At 61.4% G+C, this 15,949-nt stretch carries 10 protein-coding genes; 3 read left to right on the top strand and 7 right to left on the bottom strand.

The window, feature by feature from the left end; genetic code table 11:
• On the top strand, positions 1-1,464 hold a 1,464-nt coding region (locus Q9Q94_RS11870; protein ID WP_305980270.1), incomplete at its 5' end, for a S1 RNA-binding domain-containing protein.
• A 389-nt stretch (positions 1,465-1,853) separates the two neighbouring features.
• On the opposite strand, the gene Q9Q94_RS11865 is transcribed toward Q9Q94_RS11870, so the two are convergent.
• From Q9Q94_RS11865 to Q9Q94_RS11840, 6 genes are all read right to left on the bottom strand, one after another.
• Positions 1,854-4,097, bottom strand: a complete 2,244-nt coding sequence (locus Q9Q94_RS11865; protein WP_305980269.1) for an arginine/lysine/ornithine decarboxylase — start codon at positions 4,095-4,097, stop codon at positions 1,854-1,856.
• A gap of 157 nt (positions 4,098-4,254) precedes the next feature.
• Positions 4,255-4,824, bottom strand: coding sequence for a dCTP deaminase (gene dcd, locus Q9Q94_RS11860; protein WP_305980268.1), 570 nt, complete (start codon positions 4,822-4,824; stop codon positions 4,255-4,257).
• A 204-nt stretch (positions 4,825-5,028) separates the two neighbouring features.
• Entirely contained in the window at positions 5,029-6,993 is a 1,965-nt protein-coding gene (locus Q9Q94_RS11855; RefSeq protein ID WP_305980267.1) for a C13 family peptidase, read from the bottom strand.
• A gap of 100 nt (positions 6,994-7,093) precedes the next feature.
• Positions 7,094-8,263 carry an ABC transporter permease gene (locus tag Q9Q94_RS11850; RefSeq protein ID WP_305980266.1) on the bottom strand — a complete coding sequence of 390 codons (1,170 nt, stop codon included), beginning with the start codon at positions 8,261-8,263 and terminating at the stop codon, positions 7,094-7,096.
• On the bottom strand, positions 8,263-9,426 hold the full coding sequence (locus Q9Q94_RS11845; protein ID WP_305980265.1) for an ABC transporter permease: 1,164 nt from the start codon (positions 9,424-9,426) through the stop codon (positions 8,263-8,265). Before Q9Q94_RS11845 ends, Q9Q94_RS11850 begins: the two co-directional genes overlap by 1 nt.
• Positions 9,427-9,440: 14 nt before the next feature.
• The gene (locus tag Q9Q94_RS11840) at positions 9,441-10,484 is read right to left on the bottom strand and encodes a DUF1176 domain-containing protein (protein WP_305980264.1); all 1,044 of its coding nucleotides are present in this window, start codon (positions 10,482-10,484) and stop codon (positions 9,441-9,443) included.
• 316 nt (positions 10,485-10,800) lie between these two features.
• Between Q9Q94_RS11840 and Q9Q94_RS11835 the strand changes: the two genes are divergently transcribed.
• A complete protein-coding gene (locus Q9Q94_RS11835) occupies positions 10,801-12,372 on the top strand; it encodes a hypothetical protein (RefSeq protein WP_305980263.1) in 1,572 nt (523 codons plus the stop codon).
• A 205-nt stretch (positions 12,373-12,577) separates the two neighbouring features.
• Here the strand turns inward: Q9Q94_RS11835 and aspA are convergent, their stop codons facing one another.
• Positions 12,578-13,993, bottom strand: a complete 1,416-nt coding sequence (aspA, locus tag Q9Q94_RS11830; RefSeq protein ID WP_305980262.1) for an aspartate ammonia-lyase — start codon at positions 13,991-13,993, stop codon at positions 12,578-12,580.
• A gap of 397 nt (positions 13,994-14,390) precedes the next feature.
• Between aspA and Q9Q94_RS11825 the strand changes: the two genes are divergently transcribed.
• Positions 14,391-15,920 carry a hypothetical protein gene (locus Q9Q94_RS11825; RefSeq protein WP_305980261.1) on the top strand — a complete coding sequence of 510 codons (1,530 nt, stop codon included), beginning with the start codon at positions 14,391-14,393 and terminating at the stop codon, positions 15,918-15,920.
• The last annotated feature ends 29 nt before the right edge of the window (positions 15,921-15,949 follow it).

Genomic DNA, 15,949 nt, shown 5'->3' with positions numbered 1-15,949 from the left:
TGGCAAGCCTTGCTGGCGCAGCGCGAGGCCCTGCCGGAGGGGCTGACCTTAGGCGAACTTTTGCGCCACGGCGCGCAGTGGCTGGCCGGGCGCGAAGACCGGGCCGAGTGGAGCTACGTCTGGCAAGCCTTGCTGGCGCAGCGCGAGGCCCTGCCGGAGGGGCTAACCTTGGGCGAACTTTTGCGCCACGGCGCGCAATGGCTGGCCGGGCGCGAAGACCGGGCCGAGTGGAGCCACGTCTGGCAAGCCTTGCTGGCGCAGCGCGAGGCCCTGCCGGAGGAGCTGACCTTAGGCGAACTTTTGCGCCACGGCGCGCAATGGCTGGCCGGGCGCGAAGACCGGGCCGAGTGGAGCTACGTCTGGAAAGCCTTGCTGGCCCAGCGCGAGGCCCTGCTAGAAGGCTTAACGCTCGACTCACTTTTGCAGCTTGGAGCAGGGTGGCTGGTCGGGCGCGAAGATACAGAGGAGTGGGGCTTCGTCTGTGAGGAATTGCTGGATCAGCAATTTCAGGCGGTTACTTTCATCGAACAGGCCGCCGCATGGTTGAAGCACTCCGGCGCTAAGCCCGAGTGGCCGCTACTGGCCGCCAAATTCATTATTGCTGCGCCTCTGCATGCTGCTTCGGTTGAGTTTGCACTGGACTTGGTGGCGCGTATCAAGACCTGCGCAAACAGCGTGCATTGGTTCAAGACAACAAATCTGGTACGCAAGCTGCCAGCCGAAATCATTCTTCCACCGGAGGTGCAGGACTGGTTGCAAACTTTGTACGCGCGCGAGGAGCTACCAGCATGGATGACCGTGCGTCGTCATCAAGATGAAGGGCTACCGGTCAAGGGCCGGGTAATGGCGATCCGCGAACAGGAATGTACCGTTGAATTGGACATCGGCCTGCTCGCCTTCTGGCGTAACGATCACGATGGCACCCCGCGAACGAAGGGACTTGAACGTTTCTTCTTTGTACAGACACTGATACCAGAAAAGGGGCGCATCATCGTCTGTACCGAAAAGCCGGTCACACTTGAAGAAAACGGGATTTACCAAGGGCGCGTCGTTAAGCTGTTCGAGTTTGGCCTGCAGGTGAATATCGCGGGGAAAATCGGATTGCTCCACAAGAGCAAATGCCCTGATTGGAGCAGCCTTGCAATGAAATTCCCAGTGGGGAGTCAAATTCGAGTCGCTGTTCTTGCTTTGACAACAAAAGGGCCTGAACTGCTGTACGCGGACACGGAAATTGAGACTGCCGACCAGATGGAGCTAGCCGTTGGTAGAGTGTACAAAGGTGTCGTGTTGGGTATAAAGGAGTACGGTGTTTTCGTTCGGATCAACGAAACAGTTGGCTTGTTGCATCGAAGCACTCTTCCACCAAACACCGATCTGAGCACCCACTTTACAATTGGCCAAGCTGTTTCTGTTCTGATCAAGGAGATCAAGTACGACGGAAAGTTGGTTTTGGTGCCAGCCTAGCGCTTGAATCGGCCCTTATTACATAGATGCAGTAAAGTCACCATTGACGGCCATTGACGAGTGATCGCTTCGCACCAGTTTCCTGCCGCAGACCCGCTGGCAAGGTTGAAGGTCTGGTTTGGGTCGAGAACCGTCGCCTGATCTCCAGGGGGTAGTTCCGATTGGCTGCAATGAGGCCCGATATCGAAGCATGAGGTTCTTGCGGAGAGTACTGCCTGATGACCCGCATCTGACAAAGGTTTTCAGCGTGTATTGCTCAAGATCGTTATTCAGCAAGCCTCTTCAGCTAGCAGTGCCGAAGAAGCCCGCCAGTAGCGGCTCTTGAAATGCCCATAAAAACGGGGCGCCGCAGCGCCCCGTTTGCTTTTCCTCAGCACTCCGTACCGAATTTACTTCTGTTTCACACAATCCACGCAGTAGTGCACCACGCCATCGCGCTGTTCCTTGACCAGCCCGTGGCAGTCGCTCTCGAAGCCGGGGAAGCGCTCGTTGAATTCGCGCACGAACTTCAGGTAATCGACGATGGTCTTGTTGAAGACTTCGCCCGGGATCAGCAGCGGGATGCCCGGCGGGTAGGGGGTGACCAGCATCGCCGTGACGCGGCCTTCCAGTTCGTCGATGGACACGCGTTCGATTTCGCGGTGCGCCATCATCGACCAGGCGTCGGTCGGGCGCATCGCCGGGACCATTTCCGAGAGGTACATCTCGGTGGTCAGGCGGGCCACGTCGCGGGCCTTGTAAACGTCGTGGATTTGCTGGCACAGGTCGCGCAGGCCGAGCTTCTCGTAGCGCGGATTCTTGGTGATGAATTCCGGCATCACGCGCCACAGCGGGAGATTCCCGTCGTAGGCGTCCTTGAACTGCTGCAGTTCCGTCACCAGCGTGTTCCAGCGGCCCTTGGTGATGCCGATCGTGAACATGATGAAGAAGGAGTACAGACCGCACTTCTCGACGATGATGCCGTGCTCGGCCAGATACTTGGTCAGCACGCCGGCCGGGATGCCGGCATCCGAAAAGTCACCATCCACATCGAGGCCCGGGGTGATGATGGTGGCCTTGATCGGGTCCAGCATGTTGAAGCCTTCGGCCAGATTGCCGAAGCCGTGCCAGCGGTCATTGGCCTTGAGCATCCAGTCTTCGCGCTCGCCCATGCCTTCTTCGGCGAGGTAATCCGGGCCCCACACCTTGAACCACCAGTCCGCGCCCCATTCCTCATCCACCTTGCGCATGGCGCGGCGGAATTCCATCGCCTCGGCGATCGATTCCTCGACCAGAGCCGGGCCGCCGGGCGCATCCATCATCTCGGCCGCCACATCGCAGCTGGCGATGATCGAGTACTGCGGACTGGTCGAGGTGTGCATCAGGTAGGCCTCGTTGAAGAGGTCCTTGTCCAGCTTGCGGGCTTCGGAATCCTGCACCAGGATCTGCGAGGCCTGGCTCAGGCCGGCGAGCAGCTTGTGCGTGGATTGGGTGGAGAACACCATCGATTCCTTGCAGCGCGGGCGATCTTCACCGATGGCGTGGTAGTCGCCATAGAAGTCGTGGAAGGCGGCGTGCGGCAGCCAGGCTTCGTCAAAGTGCAGGGTGTCGATCTTGCCGTCGAGCTCTTCCTTGATTTCTTCGACGTTGTAGAGCACTCCGTCGTAGGTGCTCTGGGTGATGGTGAGCACGCGCGGTTTGGCGTTCTTGTCCAGCGCGAAGGGGTTCCGGGCGATCTTCTTCTGGATGTTCTCCCACTTGAATTCGCTCTTCGGGATCGGCCCGATGATGCCGTAGTGGTTGCGCGTGGGCATCAGGAACACCGGAATCGCGCCGGTCATGATGATGCTGTGCAGGATGGACTTGTGGCAGTTGCGATCCACCACCACCACGTCGCCCGGCGCGACGGTCGAGTTCCAGACGATCTTGTTGGAGGTCGAGGTGCCGTTGGTGACGAAGAACAGGTGGTCGGCGTGGAAGATGCGCGCAGCGTTGCGCTCTGATGCCGCCACCGGGCCGGTGTGGTCGAGCAGCTGACCGAGTTCCTCGACCGCGTTGCACACGTCAGCGCGCAGCATGTTTTCGCCGAAGAACTGGTGGAACATCTGGCCGACCGGGCTCTTCAGGAAGGCCACGCCGCCGGAGTGCCCCGGGCAGTGCCATGAATACGAGCCGTCGGAGGCGTAATGCGTCAGCGCGCGGAAGAAGGGTGGGGCCAGCGAATCGAGATAGGCCTTGGCTTCGCGCTGCACATAGCGGGCGATGAATTCCGGGGTGTCCTCGAACATGTGGATGAAGCCGTGCAGCTCACGCAGCACATCGTTCGGGATGTGGCGGCTGGTGCGCGTCTCTCCGTGCAGGAAGATCGGGATGTCGGCATTGCGGCAGCGGATTTCCTCGACGAAGGCACGCAGCTCGGCGATGGTTTCGTCGGCTTCCTCCGAGGTGAATTCCTCGTCATCGATCGACAGGATGAAGCCCGAGGCGCGACTCTGCTGCTGCGCGAAGGAACTCAGGTCGCCATAGCTGGTGACGCCGACCACTTCCATGCCCTCGGCTTCCAGCGCCTTGGCCAGCGCGCGGATGCCGAAACCGGAGGTGTTCTCTGAACGGAAATCCTCATCAATGATGATGATCGGGAAGTGGAAGCGCATGGCATTTCCTGTCTGTCAAAAAGATCGCCGGAGCGGCGATGTGCTGCCTGATCGTAGTGCAGCGGGGTTACGAAAAAGTATTACCAAGTACAAGGGGCCGCCAAGCATCAGCTTGTTGCGGCCCCGGAGCAGGATTGTGCAGATCGGTCGATAGGCGTCAGATCTTCGGCAAGGTCACACCGACCTGGCCCTGATACTTGCCGCCGCGATCCTTGTAGGAGGTCTCGCAGATCTCGTCGCTCTCGAAGAACAGCACCTGGGCGCAGCCTTCTCCAGCATAGATCTTGGCGGGCAGCGGCGTGGTGTTGGAAAACTCCAGCGTCACGTAGCCTTCCCATTCCGGTTCGAAGGGGGTGACGTTCACGATGATGCCGCAGCGCGCGTAGGTGCTCTTGCCCAGGCATACGGTCAGCACCGAGCGCGGGATGCGGAAATACTCGACGGTGCGGGCCAGCGCGAAGGAGTTCGGCGGAATCACGCAGTAACCCTTGCCGGAGACTTCCACGAAGGAGTTCGGATCGAAGTTCTTCGGATCAACGATGGTCGAGTTGATGTTGGTGAAGACGCGGAATTCGTCGGCACAGCGGATGTCGTAGCCGTAGCTCGACGCGCCGAAGGAGACGATCTTCTCGCCATTCAGTTCGCGCACCAGACCGGGCTCGTAGGGCTCGATCATGCCGTGCTGTTCGGACATCCGGCGGATCCACTTGTCTGACTTGATGCTCACGATGACTCGCCACGCTGAATATGAGGAGCGCGAATTCTACGGTTAGTGGCGGCTCTTGTGGGGTTTTTACACGGCGCTCCCGCTGCGGCGCCGGTTTTTACCGACAGATGCCTGCGAAGCCTCTTCTGGTGGTCTTCTTCGGGCAGGTTGCCTGAAGAGTATTGTCAGTAGTGGCTCTGCAGGCAGGCTGTCTGCAGATCCCCGTCAAGAGCGGCTCTCCGGGGCGGTATTGGTGGCAGACGTGGGCGGCGGCAGGGCGCGATCCAGCGCCTCCAGCACCGGGCGGATGCCGGCGCCTTCAGCGATCTGGGGCTCCGAGGCCATCAGCCCTTCCTCCTTTTCGCGCGCCGCCACGCTGGCGCGGGCCGTTTCAAATGCGCGGGTGAAGGAACGGGTCTCGCGCAGCGCCTCGTCGAAATAGGCTTTGCCGAAGAAGGTCCAGTCCGCTTCATGGCTGCAGCCGTGCGAGTTGCGATCGGCGCGCGAGGCGCTCATTACCAGCGTGTGTTCGTCCGCCAGCGGTTGGACAAAGCCGCCCGAATAGCAGGCCGAGACCACGATCACCCGGTTGCGGATGCCTGCCGTGTCGAGTGCCGTGCGCAGGCTTTGCGGCGTCAGTTCGCCGAACTTGTACGGCCACAGTTCCAGCGAGAACCTGTGATCCGCCGCGCCATGCGAGGTCATGAAGAGGAACAGCACGTCTTCCTCGCGGTTCATCTTGCGGCCGATTTCCGTCAGCGCGCGCTGCAGGGCGATGGTCGTGGCCATCGCTTGCGTCTCCACGGTGGCTGGATTGTTCACCAGCACCACGCTGTGGCCCTGCGTGCCGAAGCGCTCGGTAAACAGCTTGTCCACGCTTTCCACTTCGCGCTTGAACACGTCCTGCGAGCCATAGCCGCCCAGCGCCAGCAGATACAGCTCCGGCACGCCCGGCTTGCCCTTGCTGATGGCGTTCAGGCTCTTGTCGAGCAGGGCCGGCTGGGCGTACAGCACGGCCTCGGTGGCAGCCTTGTTCCAGTCGCTGCGCTCGCCGGCACTGGCCTCGTCCGAATAGTCCGGATTCCACAAACGTGCCCGTCCGATATCCAGCTGCACCGGAGCCACCATCAGGAAAACCACGCCGAGCACTGCGCCCATGCGCTGGTCGGCAGGCAGGTCAAGGCTGCGCACCAGTGCCACGATGGTCGCCAGTGCGCCCCAGAACAGCACGAACAGCCCCGCAATGGCGGCGAAACTGTCCGCATCCATCCAGTCGGCCAGCAGGGTCATGCCGAGAAACAGCGCACGCAGTACCAGCATCGGCGTCAGGATCGCCAACGCTGCGGTCGATATGCGTGCCGGTTGCGGCGCGCAATTGCTCACAGCCCACGCGCAGGTCAGCGCACACAGCACGGTGAACAGCTGGTAGGGCAGGGCGTAGCCGTAAAACTGTCCATCCAGCCCCACGTTTGCAAAGTCGAAGGCCAGCTCCAGGCACAGCCCGGTGACGACCACCAGCACGATCTGCAGACCCGAGACGCGCAGGTGTTGCGCAGCGCTGACGCGGAACAGGGCAAACCGCAGGCCCACCTGCAGATTGCTGAGCAGGTCGCGCAGCGCCAGCAGGCCCCGTCGTTCCGGCAGGACTTCAGGCGTGGCGGGCGCCACACTGGCCTGCTTGCCGCTGAGCTGTTCGATCTGCGCGAGCCAGGCGGCAAAGGCCGTCGCATCGGCAAAGCAGCGTTCCGGCACCCACAGCGTGCGGAATCCCTTGTAGTGCAGCAGCGCCGCATCGTGCCGCCGCTCGATGGCTTCCAGCGCACTCCAGGCCAGCAGGCCGGTGCCGAGTTCCGATTCGCTGGCCAGTCCGTCCGGGCGCATCGCGATGCGGTAGTGTTTCGGAATTCCGGCGGCAATCCGCTGCAGCTGCTTGCGGAACGCGAACATCTGGATGGCGCCGATACTCAGGGCCAGCACCCCCAGCGCGGCACTGTTCACTCCCGCAAACGGCCCCCCATCACCAAAGGCCCAGCCGAGCAGCCCGCCCAGCAGTACCCAGAGCGCGATCAGCTTCCACTGCCGGGTGCGTGTCGTCTGCTGCAGGCGGGCCGTACTGCTGGCACAGGCCGAAACCATCTCGTTGTCGGTCGTGTCGATATCCAGCCAGTCGGTGCTGCTGATTTCATCCATTTCGATATTTTCCGTAAAGATTCAGGAGTGTGCCGCAGGAGCGCTTGAAGCCTCCGTACGCATGACATCAAGTTATCACGAACAGCAGCCCGGGCCTGACTCAACTTGCCCGCACGGCCGCCACGATGTTCAGCCGTGCTGCCCGCCAGGCCGGCAGCACGCCGCCCAGAAAGCCCATTGTCAGCGAGAAGATCAGGCTTGCCAGGGCGATGTCCGGCGTCAGCTTGAAGGCGAAAGCCAGTTCCGCGAAGGTCTGCCAGTTCATCGTCGAGATCGACACCGCCTGCATGCCCGAGGCCGCCGCCAGCCCGACCACACCACCCAGCAGTGAGAGCAGCAGCGATTCGGCCAGAAAGGCGATCAGGATGTTCGTGCGGCGAAAGCCGATGGCGCGCAGGGTGCCGATTTCCGCCGTGCGGCTGGCCACTGCCGCATACATGGTGATCATGGCGCCGATGATCGCACCGATGGAAAAGATGATCGACAGCGTCAGGCCCAGAATACTGATGAAACCAGCGAGAAATTTCGACTGGTCGGCGTAGTACTGTGTTTCCGGCCTCATCTCCACGGTCAGGCGCCGATCATCCACGACGAGCTTTTTCACCGCCCCGAAATTGCCGACGGCATCCAGCTGAAACACCAGCGAGGAATACACCGGGCGGCGGAAGGCTTGCCTGAGCTGCTCCGCGTCGCCCCACACTTCGCTGTTGAACGCCGTCTTGCCCGCATCGAAAATGCCCACCACCAGCCAGTCGCGGCGGGCGAAGCTCAGCGTCTGGCCGATTTCCACGCCGGCGAAGCCCTTGGCCAGACTTGCGCCGACGATGATCTCGCTGCTGCCCGGCCGGAATGCCCGACCGACCTTCAACCGCACCTGCGGGCGCAAGGCCAGGCCCATCTCGCCGGTGCCGCGGATCGTTACATTGGTCGGCACGCCGGTGTCCTTCTTGACCAGCGAATACAGCACCAGACTCTCGCGTACCAGCAGTGGCCGGCCCGCACCATCCAGCGCGATATGCGGCAGGGATTCCAGGGCCCCCATCTGCGGGTTGTCGATGCTGCTCTGCACCTCGGTTTCCGAGCCGGAGCGGATCACCACCACATTGTCCGGCCGGCCGCTTGCCACCATCGTCGCCTTCAGGCCCGCGTCCAGCATCAGCACGGCGGTGAACACGAACACCACCAGCGCCATGCCACCCGCCGTCAGCGCGGTGGTCAGCTTGCGCGTCAGCAGATTGCGCCAGATGTAGTTGAAGGGAATGCGGTTCATCAGCCAGCTTGCCTCAGCCCTTCAATGATCTTCACGCGCATCGCCTGGCGGGCCGGGATCAGCGCCGCGACCAGACCGATCACCAGTGCCGCCGCCCATTGCAGCCGGATCGTTTCCGGCGCTACGCCGAAGACCGGGAATATGTTGTCCAGCTTGCTGCCCACCGCGCGCGCCGCCGGGCCGGTCAGCGCGATGCCCAGGCCGCCGGCGATCAGCGCCAGCGCCAGCGATTCGGCATACACCAGCGCACCCACTACCCAGGGACGGAAGCCCAGCGCCTTCAGCGTGGCGTATTCGCTGCTGCGCTCGCGTGCGGCCATCGCCATGGTGTTGGCCATCACCGCCATGATGATGCAAATGATCACGTAGGACACGATCTGGATCGCCTTGACGATGGTGCCGGTCATCGCCACGAAGCTGAGCTGGAAGGCTTTCTCCGTCTCCGTCAGGGTTTCGGCCAGCGAATTGCGGAAGTGCGCATCCACGCGCTGCGACACCGCCGCTGCGTCGCGCCCGTCCGCAATGCCGATCAGGAAGATGCCGACCTGATTCTCGCTGCCCGGGAAGAGCTGTTTGATCCGCTCGTTCAGGTAATCCCAGCGCAAAAAGAACTGACCTTCGTCGGTGCTGGCGCGGGCTCCGTCGTAGATGCCGCGCAGTACGAATTCGTAATCGCCTGCGAAGATCGTGCCCTTGATCGGAATCACATCGCCAAGCTTCCAGCCAAAGCGATTCGCCAGTTTGCGCCCGGCAATCACGCCACGCCGGTCGCGCAGGAAAGCCTGCATCTCATCCGGTTTCACGCGGAATTCCGGCACCATGCGGAAGAAACTCTCTGGCTCGATGGCGAACTGCGGGAAGAAATTGCTCGGCTCCTTGTATACCCCGCCGAACCAGTTCTCCCAGGACAGATCCGTTACACCCTCAATGGCGCGAATCCGGTCCGCGTAGGCCAGAGGCATGCTGAAGGTCAGCGAAATCGAATTGCGGGTCACCAGCCGCTTGTCCGACGCCGCATTCGCCCCCGCATACCAGGCCGACACGATGGTGCCGAGCAGGCCGAACGCCAGAATCGCCACCACGATGCCGGTCAGCGTCAGCACGCTGCGCAGCTTGTGGCGCAGCGGGTTGCGCAGGGCGAAGCGGAGGATGAGTTCGAGCATGGCTGGTTGTGAGTTCAGCGCTTGGCTTTGTCGGCTGGCACGACTTTGCTGACGTAGGCCGGGAGCTGCCAGGCGCCGCCGGGGAAGCCGCGGCACATGCCGTCGCCGCTTTGTTCGGTGACGACGAAGGCTTTTCCGTCGAATTGCCAACTGGTCATGGACCAGCAATCACCGATGCCGCGGCCTTTCATGGCGGAGCTGATGCTGCCGGTGCCGGCGTCAAAGTCGCCTTCGGCCTCCAGCCCTTCCGGCTTGCCGGGCGCGCGATCATTGATGATCCAGTTCAACGCGGTGCTGTTGTAGGCGCCGACGCCGCAAGGCACGGAAAGAAGCAGGCGGTGCTCGTCGATACGTGTGGTGCTGGCATTGGCGAGCGCTTCCTTGCCTTCGTTGCACTGCTCGGCGATGTCCTGGCTAAGGGCTTTGAGCGCGCGTTTGCCGATGCCGTCGTCGGCCTTGCGGGCGGGGAGCGGCGTGACGGCGATGATGACGGGCAAGGGCAGGGCGGGCAGCACGCTGCTTTCCGGTTTCGTGCCCTTGCGCACCAGCGCGCCGGGCGTGCCGATGCGGCCCTGTTCTTCATCCATCTTGAGCAGGACGGCCTTGATGCCGGCCAGCGACAGCGTCCATTCGCTCTTGCCGGCGCGCAGCGTGGCGGTGTCGATGTTCAGGAGCTGCTGCACCAGTGGCAGGCTGTCCTTGGACGCAATGCTGGCGGTGTCGCCTTTGAGATCCTTGATCAGCAACTTGCCGGCGCGCAGCTGCAGTGGCCCCGTGACGCCCTGTTCGCTGTACACCTGAACACTGATTTCTATCGGAGTGCTCGGCCCCGCAGCGCGGGTAATGAGGATTGAAACGGGGTCCGAGTCGCCGTCTTCCGCCTGATAGCCGGCAGCGCGGCAGGTGCGCGTGTTGTCGCACTGCAGCTCCCAGTCCTTGTGCTGGAAGCCCGCGCTGGCCGGGGAGGCCGCGAGTGCTGCGACCAGTGCGAGCAGCGGGGCTCGTGCGGCCAGGAAGTGGCGTGTGTCATTTTGATGTACTGACGCGCAAGTTTTCATGAAGAGGCGCTTTCGGGACGGTCTGTTGAAATAATTGAGCCTTGTAGGACAAATGCCTACCTTTTGTCTTTATTGTATTGAGACATTTGGTTCGTTTGTGTATTAATCGTGCTGTAACGCCAAGCATCGTGCGGGGCCGCCCGGACTTCTGTTTTCGGCCCCCGCTGATCCGGTCAGATTCTGTTTGAAGTCCGTTCGGTCCGGCACTTGACCCGAACGCTGGGGCGTCAACCCGATTCAAACTTCATCGGACCGCATCCCTAACGGGTTCGACGGGCCGGACTCAACGGTCTCAATCACATTCAGGAGCCAAGACATGAGTTTCAAACTGAAAACAACCGCTGCGCTGGTGGCGCTGGCTGCCAGCAGCATGGCCTTTGCGGCCAATACCGGCGGCTTCTCCACCGCTACCGGCGGCAATCAGGCGGGCGCCAAGTCAGTGACGGTCAGCACGATGCAGGGGATTATCGACGCAATCGCCGCCGCGCGCATCGATTCGGCAGGCAAGAAAGTTTCCACGGGGGCCTATCCGGTCATCATTACCTATACCGGCAATGAAGATGCACTGATCGCCAACGTCATCAAGGGCTCCACCAAGGACGCCTCGGGTAACTGTCCGTCGCCGCACTGGAGCGATCCTTATCGTGAAGTGGAGATCAAGAACTTCACGGCCGGTATCACCATCCAGGGGGCGAATGGCTCTTCTGCCAACTTCGGCATCACGATCAAGAGCGGCTCGAATAACGTCGTTGTCCAGAACATGAAGATCGGCGCCCTGGGCGGCGCCAGCAATGATGCAGACATGCTCCGCATCGATGGTTCGTCCAATGTGCTGATCGACCACAATGAACTCTTCGCGGTGAACAACGAGTGCAATGGCTCGCCCGACGGCGATCTGACCTTTGAGTCCGCCATCGACATCAAGAAGGATTCGCACAACATCACCGTTTCGTACAACTACATCCACGACAGCAAGAAGGTTGGCCTGGATGGCTCTTCGGCCAGCGATATCGCCGGTGGCCGCGAGATTACCTATCACCACAATTATTACTACAACGTGAGTGCCCGCCTGCCGCTGCAGCGTGGTGGCTGGACGCACATGTACAACAACCTGTACGAGAAGGTGACGGACTCGGGCATCAACGTGCGCACCGGTGGCTATGCGTTGATCGAGAAGAACTATTTCGTTAACGCCTATAACCCGGTGACCTGTCGTTACGACACCGCCAATTGCGGCAAATGGGATCTGCGCAACAACAACACCACCAGCGCGGCGGACAATGCCACTTACGGCATCGTCTGGACCGATCCGGGTTCTGGCGGCATCAACGCCAACACCTGGACTACGACCGCCGTGTTCCCGAAGACCCTGACCTACACGTATGAGCCGGTTTCTGCTCAGTGCGTGAAGGACAAGCTGTCTCAATACGCCGGCGTGGGCAAGAACGGTGCGACGCTGACGGCAGCGGCCTGCAGCGGCTCGGGCTCGTCGTCGAGCAGCTCCAGCAGTTCTTCATCCAGCAGCTCCAGTTCCTCGTCCAGCAGCAGTTCCAGCTCTTCTTCGAGCAGCTCTTCGTCCAGCTCCGGCGGTTCGTCATCGAGCAGCAGCTCTTCCTCAAGCAGCTCCTCCTCCTCGAGCAGCTCCAGCTCGTCGGGCGGCGCGGTTCCGGTCCTGAAGGGGACGGGCTCTTACCCGGCGGGCTGGTCCAAGTGTGCTGATCTGGGCGGCGTCTGCTTGGTCGGGTCCGGCCAGGGCTGGGTTGCATTTGGCGCCAAAGGCAAGTGGTTGCTCAAGAATGTCGGCGTGGGCAAGAGCATCGCTTGTACCGTTGCCGCCTTTGGTGGCGATCCGGCGGGTAGCTCGAACAAGTGTTCTTACTATCGCTAAGCGCACTCGATCAGTCCTGCAACGCAAGGCGCAGGCGTAATCAGACAAAGCCCCCGGATTCGGGGGCTTTGTCTTTTATGAGGGACCGCCCGGAGAGGGGCGTGTGGCCTGGCGATCCGGCCTGCCCGTCCGAATCCCCTTGCGGGGATTGCCTGCCAGCCACGCCTGCCTGCAGAGGCCCGCTGGGAGCGGCTCTTCAGGCAGGTTATTTTTGCGGCCTTACGATCTGCTGCGGGCTGGTGAGGGCTTCAGGCTTGAGGATGGCATCGAGCTGTTCGCGGCTGAGCAAGCCCCGGGCGAGAATGATGTCGTAGACGCTGGCGCCTGTGAGATGTGCTTCGGTGGCAACTTCAGTGGCATTGGCGTAGCCGATGTAGGGGTTCAGTGCGGTGACGATGCCGATCGAATTTCGAACGGATTCGCGCATGCGATCCGGGTTGGCGGTGATGCCTTTGACGCAGCGCTCGGCCAGGGTCAGACAGCCCTGACGCAGGTGGGCGACGCTCTTGAACAGGCTGTGGGCGATGATCGGCTCGAAGGCGTTGAGCTGGAGCTGGCCGGCCTCGGCGGCGAAGCTGACGGTGACGTCGTTGCCGATGACTTCAAAGGCAATCTGGTTAACGACCTCCGGGATCACCGGATTGACCTTGCCGGGCATGATCGAGGAGCCCGCCTGCATGGGCGGCAGGTTGATTTCGCCCAGGCCGGCGCGCGGGCCGCTGGAGAGCAGGCGCAGATCGTTGCAGGTCTTGGAGAGTTTGACCGCGACGCGTTTGAGCACGCCGGAAATCTGCACGAAGGCGCCGCAGTCCTGGGTGGCTTCGATCAGATTCGGCGAAGTGACCAGGGCGATGCCGGTGAGATCCGCCAGATGCTGGCGTACGCGGGCGGCGTAGTCGGGCGGGGCGGTAATGCCGGTACCGATGGCGGTGGCGCCGAGGTTGATTTCGCGGATCAGGCTGGCGGCCTCGCGCACGCGCTCCTCGTCCTCTCCGAGCATTACTGCGTACGTGCTGAATTCCTGGCCTAGCGTCATCGGCACGGCATCCTGCAACTGGGTGCGGCCCATCTTGATGACGTCCTTGAAGGCCTCGGCGCGTTCCTCGAACGCTTTGCGCAGCACCGCCATGGCGTCCACCAACCCGTGCAGGCCGGTGTAGGTGGCGATCTTCAATGCGGTGGGATACACGTCGTTCGTGCTCTGGCTCATGTTGACGTGTTCATTCGGATGCAGGTGCTGGTATTCGCCTCTGGCGTGGCCGAGCAGTTCGAGTGCACGGTTGGCGATGACTTCGTTGGCGTTCATGTTGCTGGAAGTGCCGGCGCCGCCCTGGATGACGTCGACGACGAAGTGTTCGTGCCAGCGCCCGGCGCGGATTTCCTCACAGGCGGTGACGATGGCCTCCAGATGTTCCCGGTCGAGCAGGCCCAGTTCGTGGTTGGTGATCGCCGCCGCCTGCTTGATGACGGCCAGCGCGGCGAGCAGATCCGGGTAGACCGAAATCGGGATGCCGGTAATCGGGAAATTCTCCAGCGCGCGCAGGGTGTGCACGCCGTAATAAGCATCGGCGGGCACTTCGCGGTTGCCGAGCAGGTCGTGTTCGAGGCGGGTAGTGGTCATGGCGTTCTCGGCTGAAAGCAGACGTGGCTGCGGCGGGGCTTTGTTGATTTCTACGGCGTGCCAGGAGCCGGCTTGATGGTGGCGGTGTTCGGGCTGCCGGAAAGAGGTCCTGGGGCAGGGCGTGATAGTCCCGGATTTTGATTCAGATCATCGTTCGGCTTTTCCGTAACAAGCTCCACAGGAGGGCATGTTCCGCGTCACACGCCAGCCTGCCTGGCTTTACGTCTTTGGTCGTAAGAGAAATCCCTACTTTTTTCAGTCTCTTTCTTGAACTCACGGCCCTTTTGTGCATTAATAAGCTCACCGCGCAAAACAATATAGGTGCGGGGTTGTCCGGGCTTTCTTCGAGCCCCGTTGGCTCGATTGACCGGACAAAATCAAACTCAGGAGACAATCAATGAGCTTCAAACTGAAGGCGACGGCCGCGCTGGTCGCGCTGGCTACCAGCAGCATGGCTTTTGCCGTGAATACCGGCGGTTTCGCAACCACCGCAGGCGGTGAAGTCACTGGCGCCAAAAAAGTTACCGTGAGTTCAATGCAAGGGATGATCGATGCGATCGCTGCGGCACGCATTGACTCGGCCGGCAAGAAAGTCACGGCTGGTGCCTATCCGCTGCACATCGTTTATACCGGCAACGAAGACGCGCTGATCGCCCAGATCGTCAAGGATCACACCAAGGATGCGTCCGGCAACTGTCCGAACCCGCACTGGAATGACGCCTATCGTGAAGTCTCACTGAAGGAATTCACCGCTGGCCTGACCATTGAAGGGGCGAACGGCTCCTCCGCCAACTTCGGCATCACCATCGTGAATGGTGGCAATGTCGTCATCAAGAACATGAAGATCGGTGCTCTGGCTGGTGCCAACAACGATGCTGACATGATCCGTATCGACAACTCGCCGAACGTGTGGATCGACCACAACGAACTCTTCGCGGTGAACAACGAATGTAACGGCTCGCCCGACGGCGACCTGACCTTCGAGTCGGCCGTCGACATCAAGAAGAATTCGACCAACGTCACGGTTTCGTACAACTACATCCACGACAGCAAGAAGGTCGGTCTGGATGGCCACACCCAGAGCGGTGGCACGACCGATTACCAGCGCAACATCACCTATCACCACAACGTTTACTACAACGTGAATGCCCGTCTGCCGCTGCAGCGTGGTGGTGTGGTGCATGCGTACAACAACCTGTACAACAAGATCACCAGCTCCGGCATCAACGTGCGTGCCAGCGGCAAGGCCATCATCGAGCGCAACTACTTCGAGAACTCGCTGAACCCGGTGACCTGCCGTTACGACACGAATGGTTGCGGCACCTGGTATCTGGACAGCAACAACACCACCAGCGCTGCCAGCAATGCCACCTACGGCATCACCTGGGATGACGCAGGTTCGGGCGGTGTCAATGCCACCAACTGGACTTCTACGCTGAGCTCCAAGCCTTCACTGACCTACACCTACGAGCCGGTCTCGGCTGCGTGCGTGAAGGCCAAGCTGGCTTCCTACGCAGGTGTGGGCAAGAACGGCGCAACGCTGACGGCTTCGGCTTGCGGCTCCAGCTCCTCTTCGTCCTCGTCCTCCAGCAGCTCCAGCTCGTCTTCTTCGAGCAGCAGCTCCAGTTCGTCGTCTTCCAGCAGCTCTTCTTCAAGCAGCAGCTCCAGCTCGTCGTCGAGCTCCAGCAGCTCTTCGGGTGGCGGTACGCCTCCGGCCATGACCGGTACGGGTGACTACCCGGCTGGTTTCAGCAAGTGTGCTGCTCTGGGTGAAACCTGCACGGCCAAGGCAACCGGCTGGGTGGCTTTCGGTCGCAAGGGCAAGTGGGTGGCCAAGTACGTCGGTTCGGGCAAGACCATCGCCTGTACCGTGGCTGCTTTCGGTTCCGACCCGCTCGGCGATCCGAACAAGTGCTCCACCAAGTAAGTCTGCTTGATCACGCCTGCTGCTCCGGC

The sequence above is a fragment of the Uliginosibacterium sp. 31-16 genome (assembly GCF_030730865.1).
Lineage (GTDB): Bacteria > Pseudomonadota > Gammaproteobacteria > Burkholderiales > Rhodocyclaceae > Uliginosibacterium.
This window is presented reverse-complemented; position numbering and strand designations above follow the sequence as displayed.

Coding starts and splice junctions, on each gene's coding strand:
- Q9Q94_RS11855 (WP_305980267.1), bottom strand. CDS start 6,993: ATGGATGAAATCAGCAGCACCGACTGGCTGGATATCGACACGACCGAC.
- Q9Q94_RS11865 (WP_305980269.1), bottom strand. CDS start 4,097: ATGCGCTTCCACTTCCCGATCATCATCATTGATGAGGATTTCCGTTCA.
- Q9Q94_RS11845 (WP_305980265.1), bottom strand. CDS start 9,426: ATGCTCGAACTCATCCTCCGCTTCGCCCTGCGCAACCCGCTGCGCCAC.
- Q9Q94_RS11840 (WP_305980264.1), bottom strand. CDS start 10,484: ATGAAAACTTGCGCGTCAGTACATCAAAATGACACACGCCACTTCCTG.
- Q9Q94_RS11835 (WP_305980263.1), top strand. CDS start 10,801: ATGAGTTTCAAACTGAAAACAACCGCTGCGCTGGTGGCGCTGGCTGCC.
- aspA (WP_305980262.1), bottom strand. CDS start 13,993: ATGACCACTACCCGCCTCGAACACGACCTGCTCGGCAACCGCGAAGTG.
- Q9Q94_RS11825 (WP_305980261.1), top strand. CDS start 14,391: ATGAGCTTCAAACTGAAGGCGACGGCCGCGCTGGTCGCGCTGGCTACC.
- Q9Q94_RS11850 (WP_305980266.1), bottom strand. CDS start 8,263: ATGAACCGCATTCCCTTCAACTACATCTGGCGCAATCTGCTGACGCGC.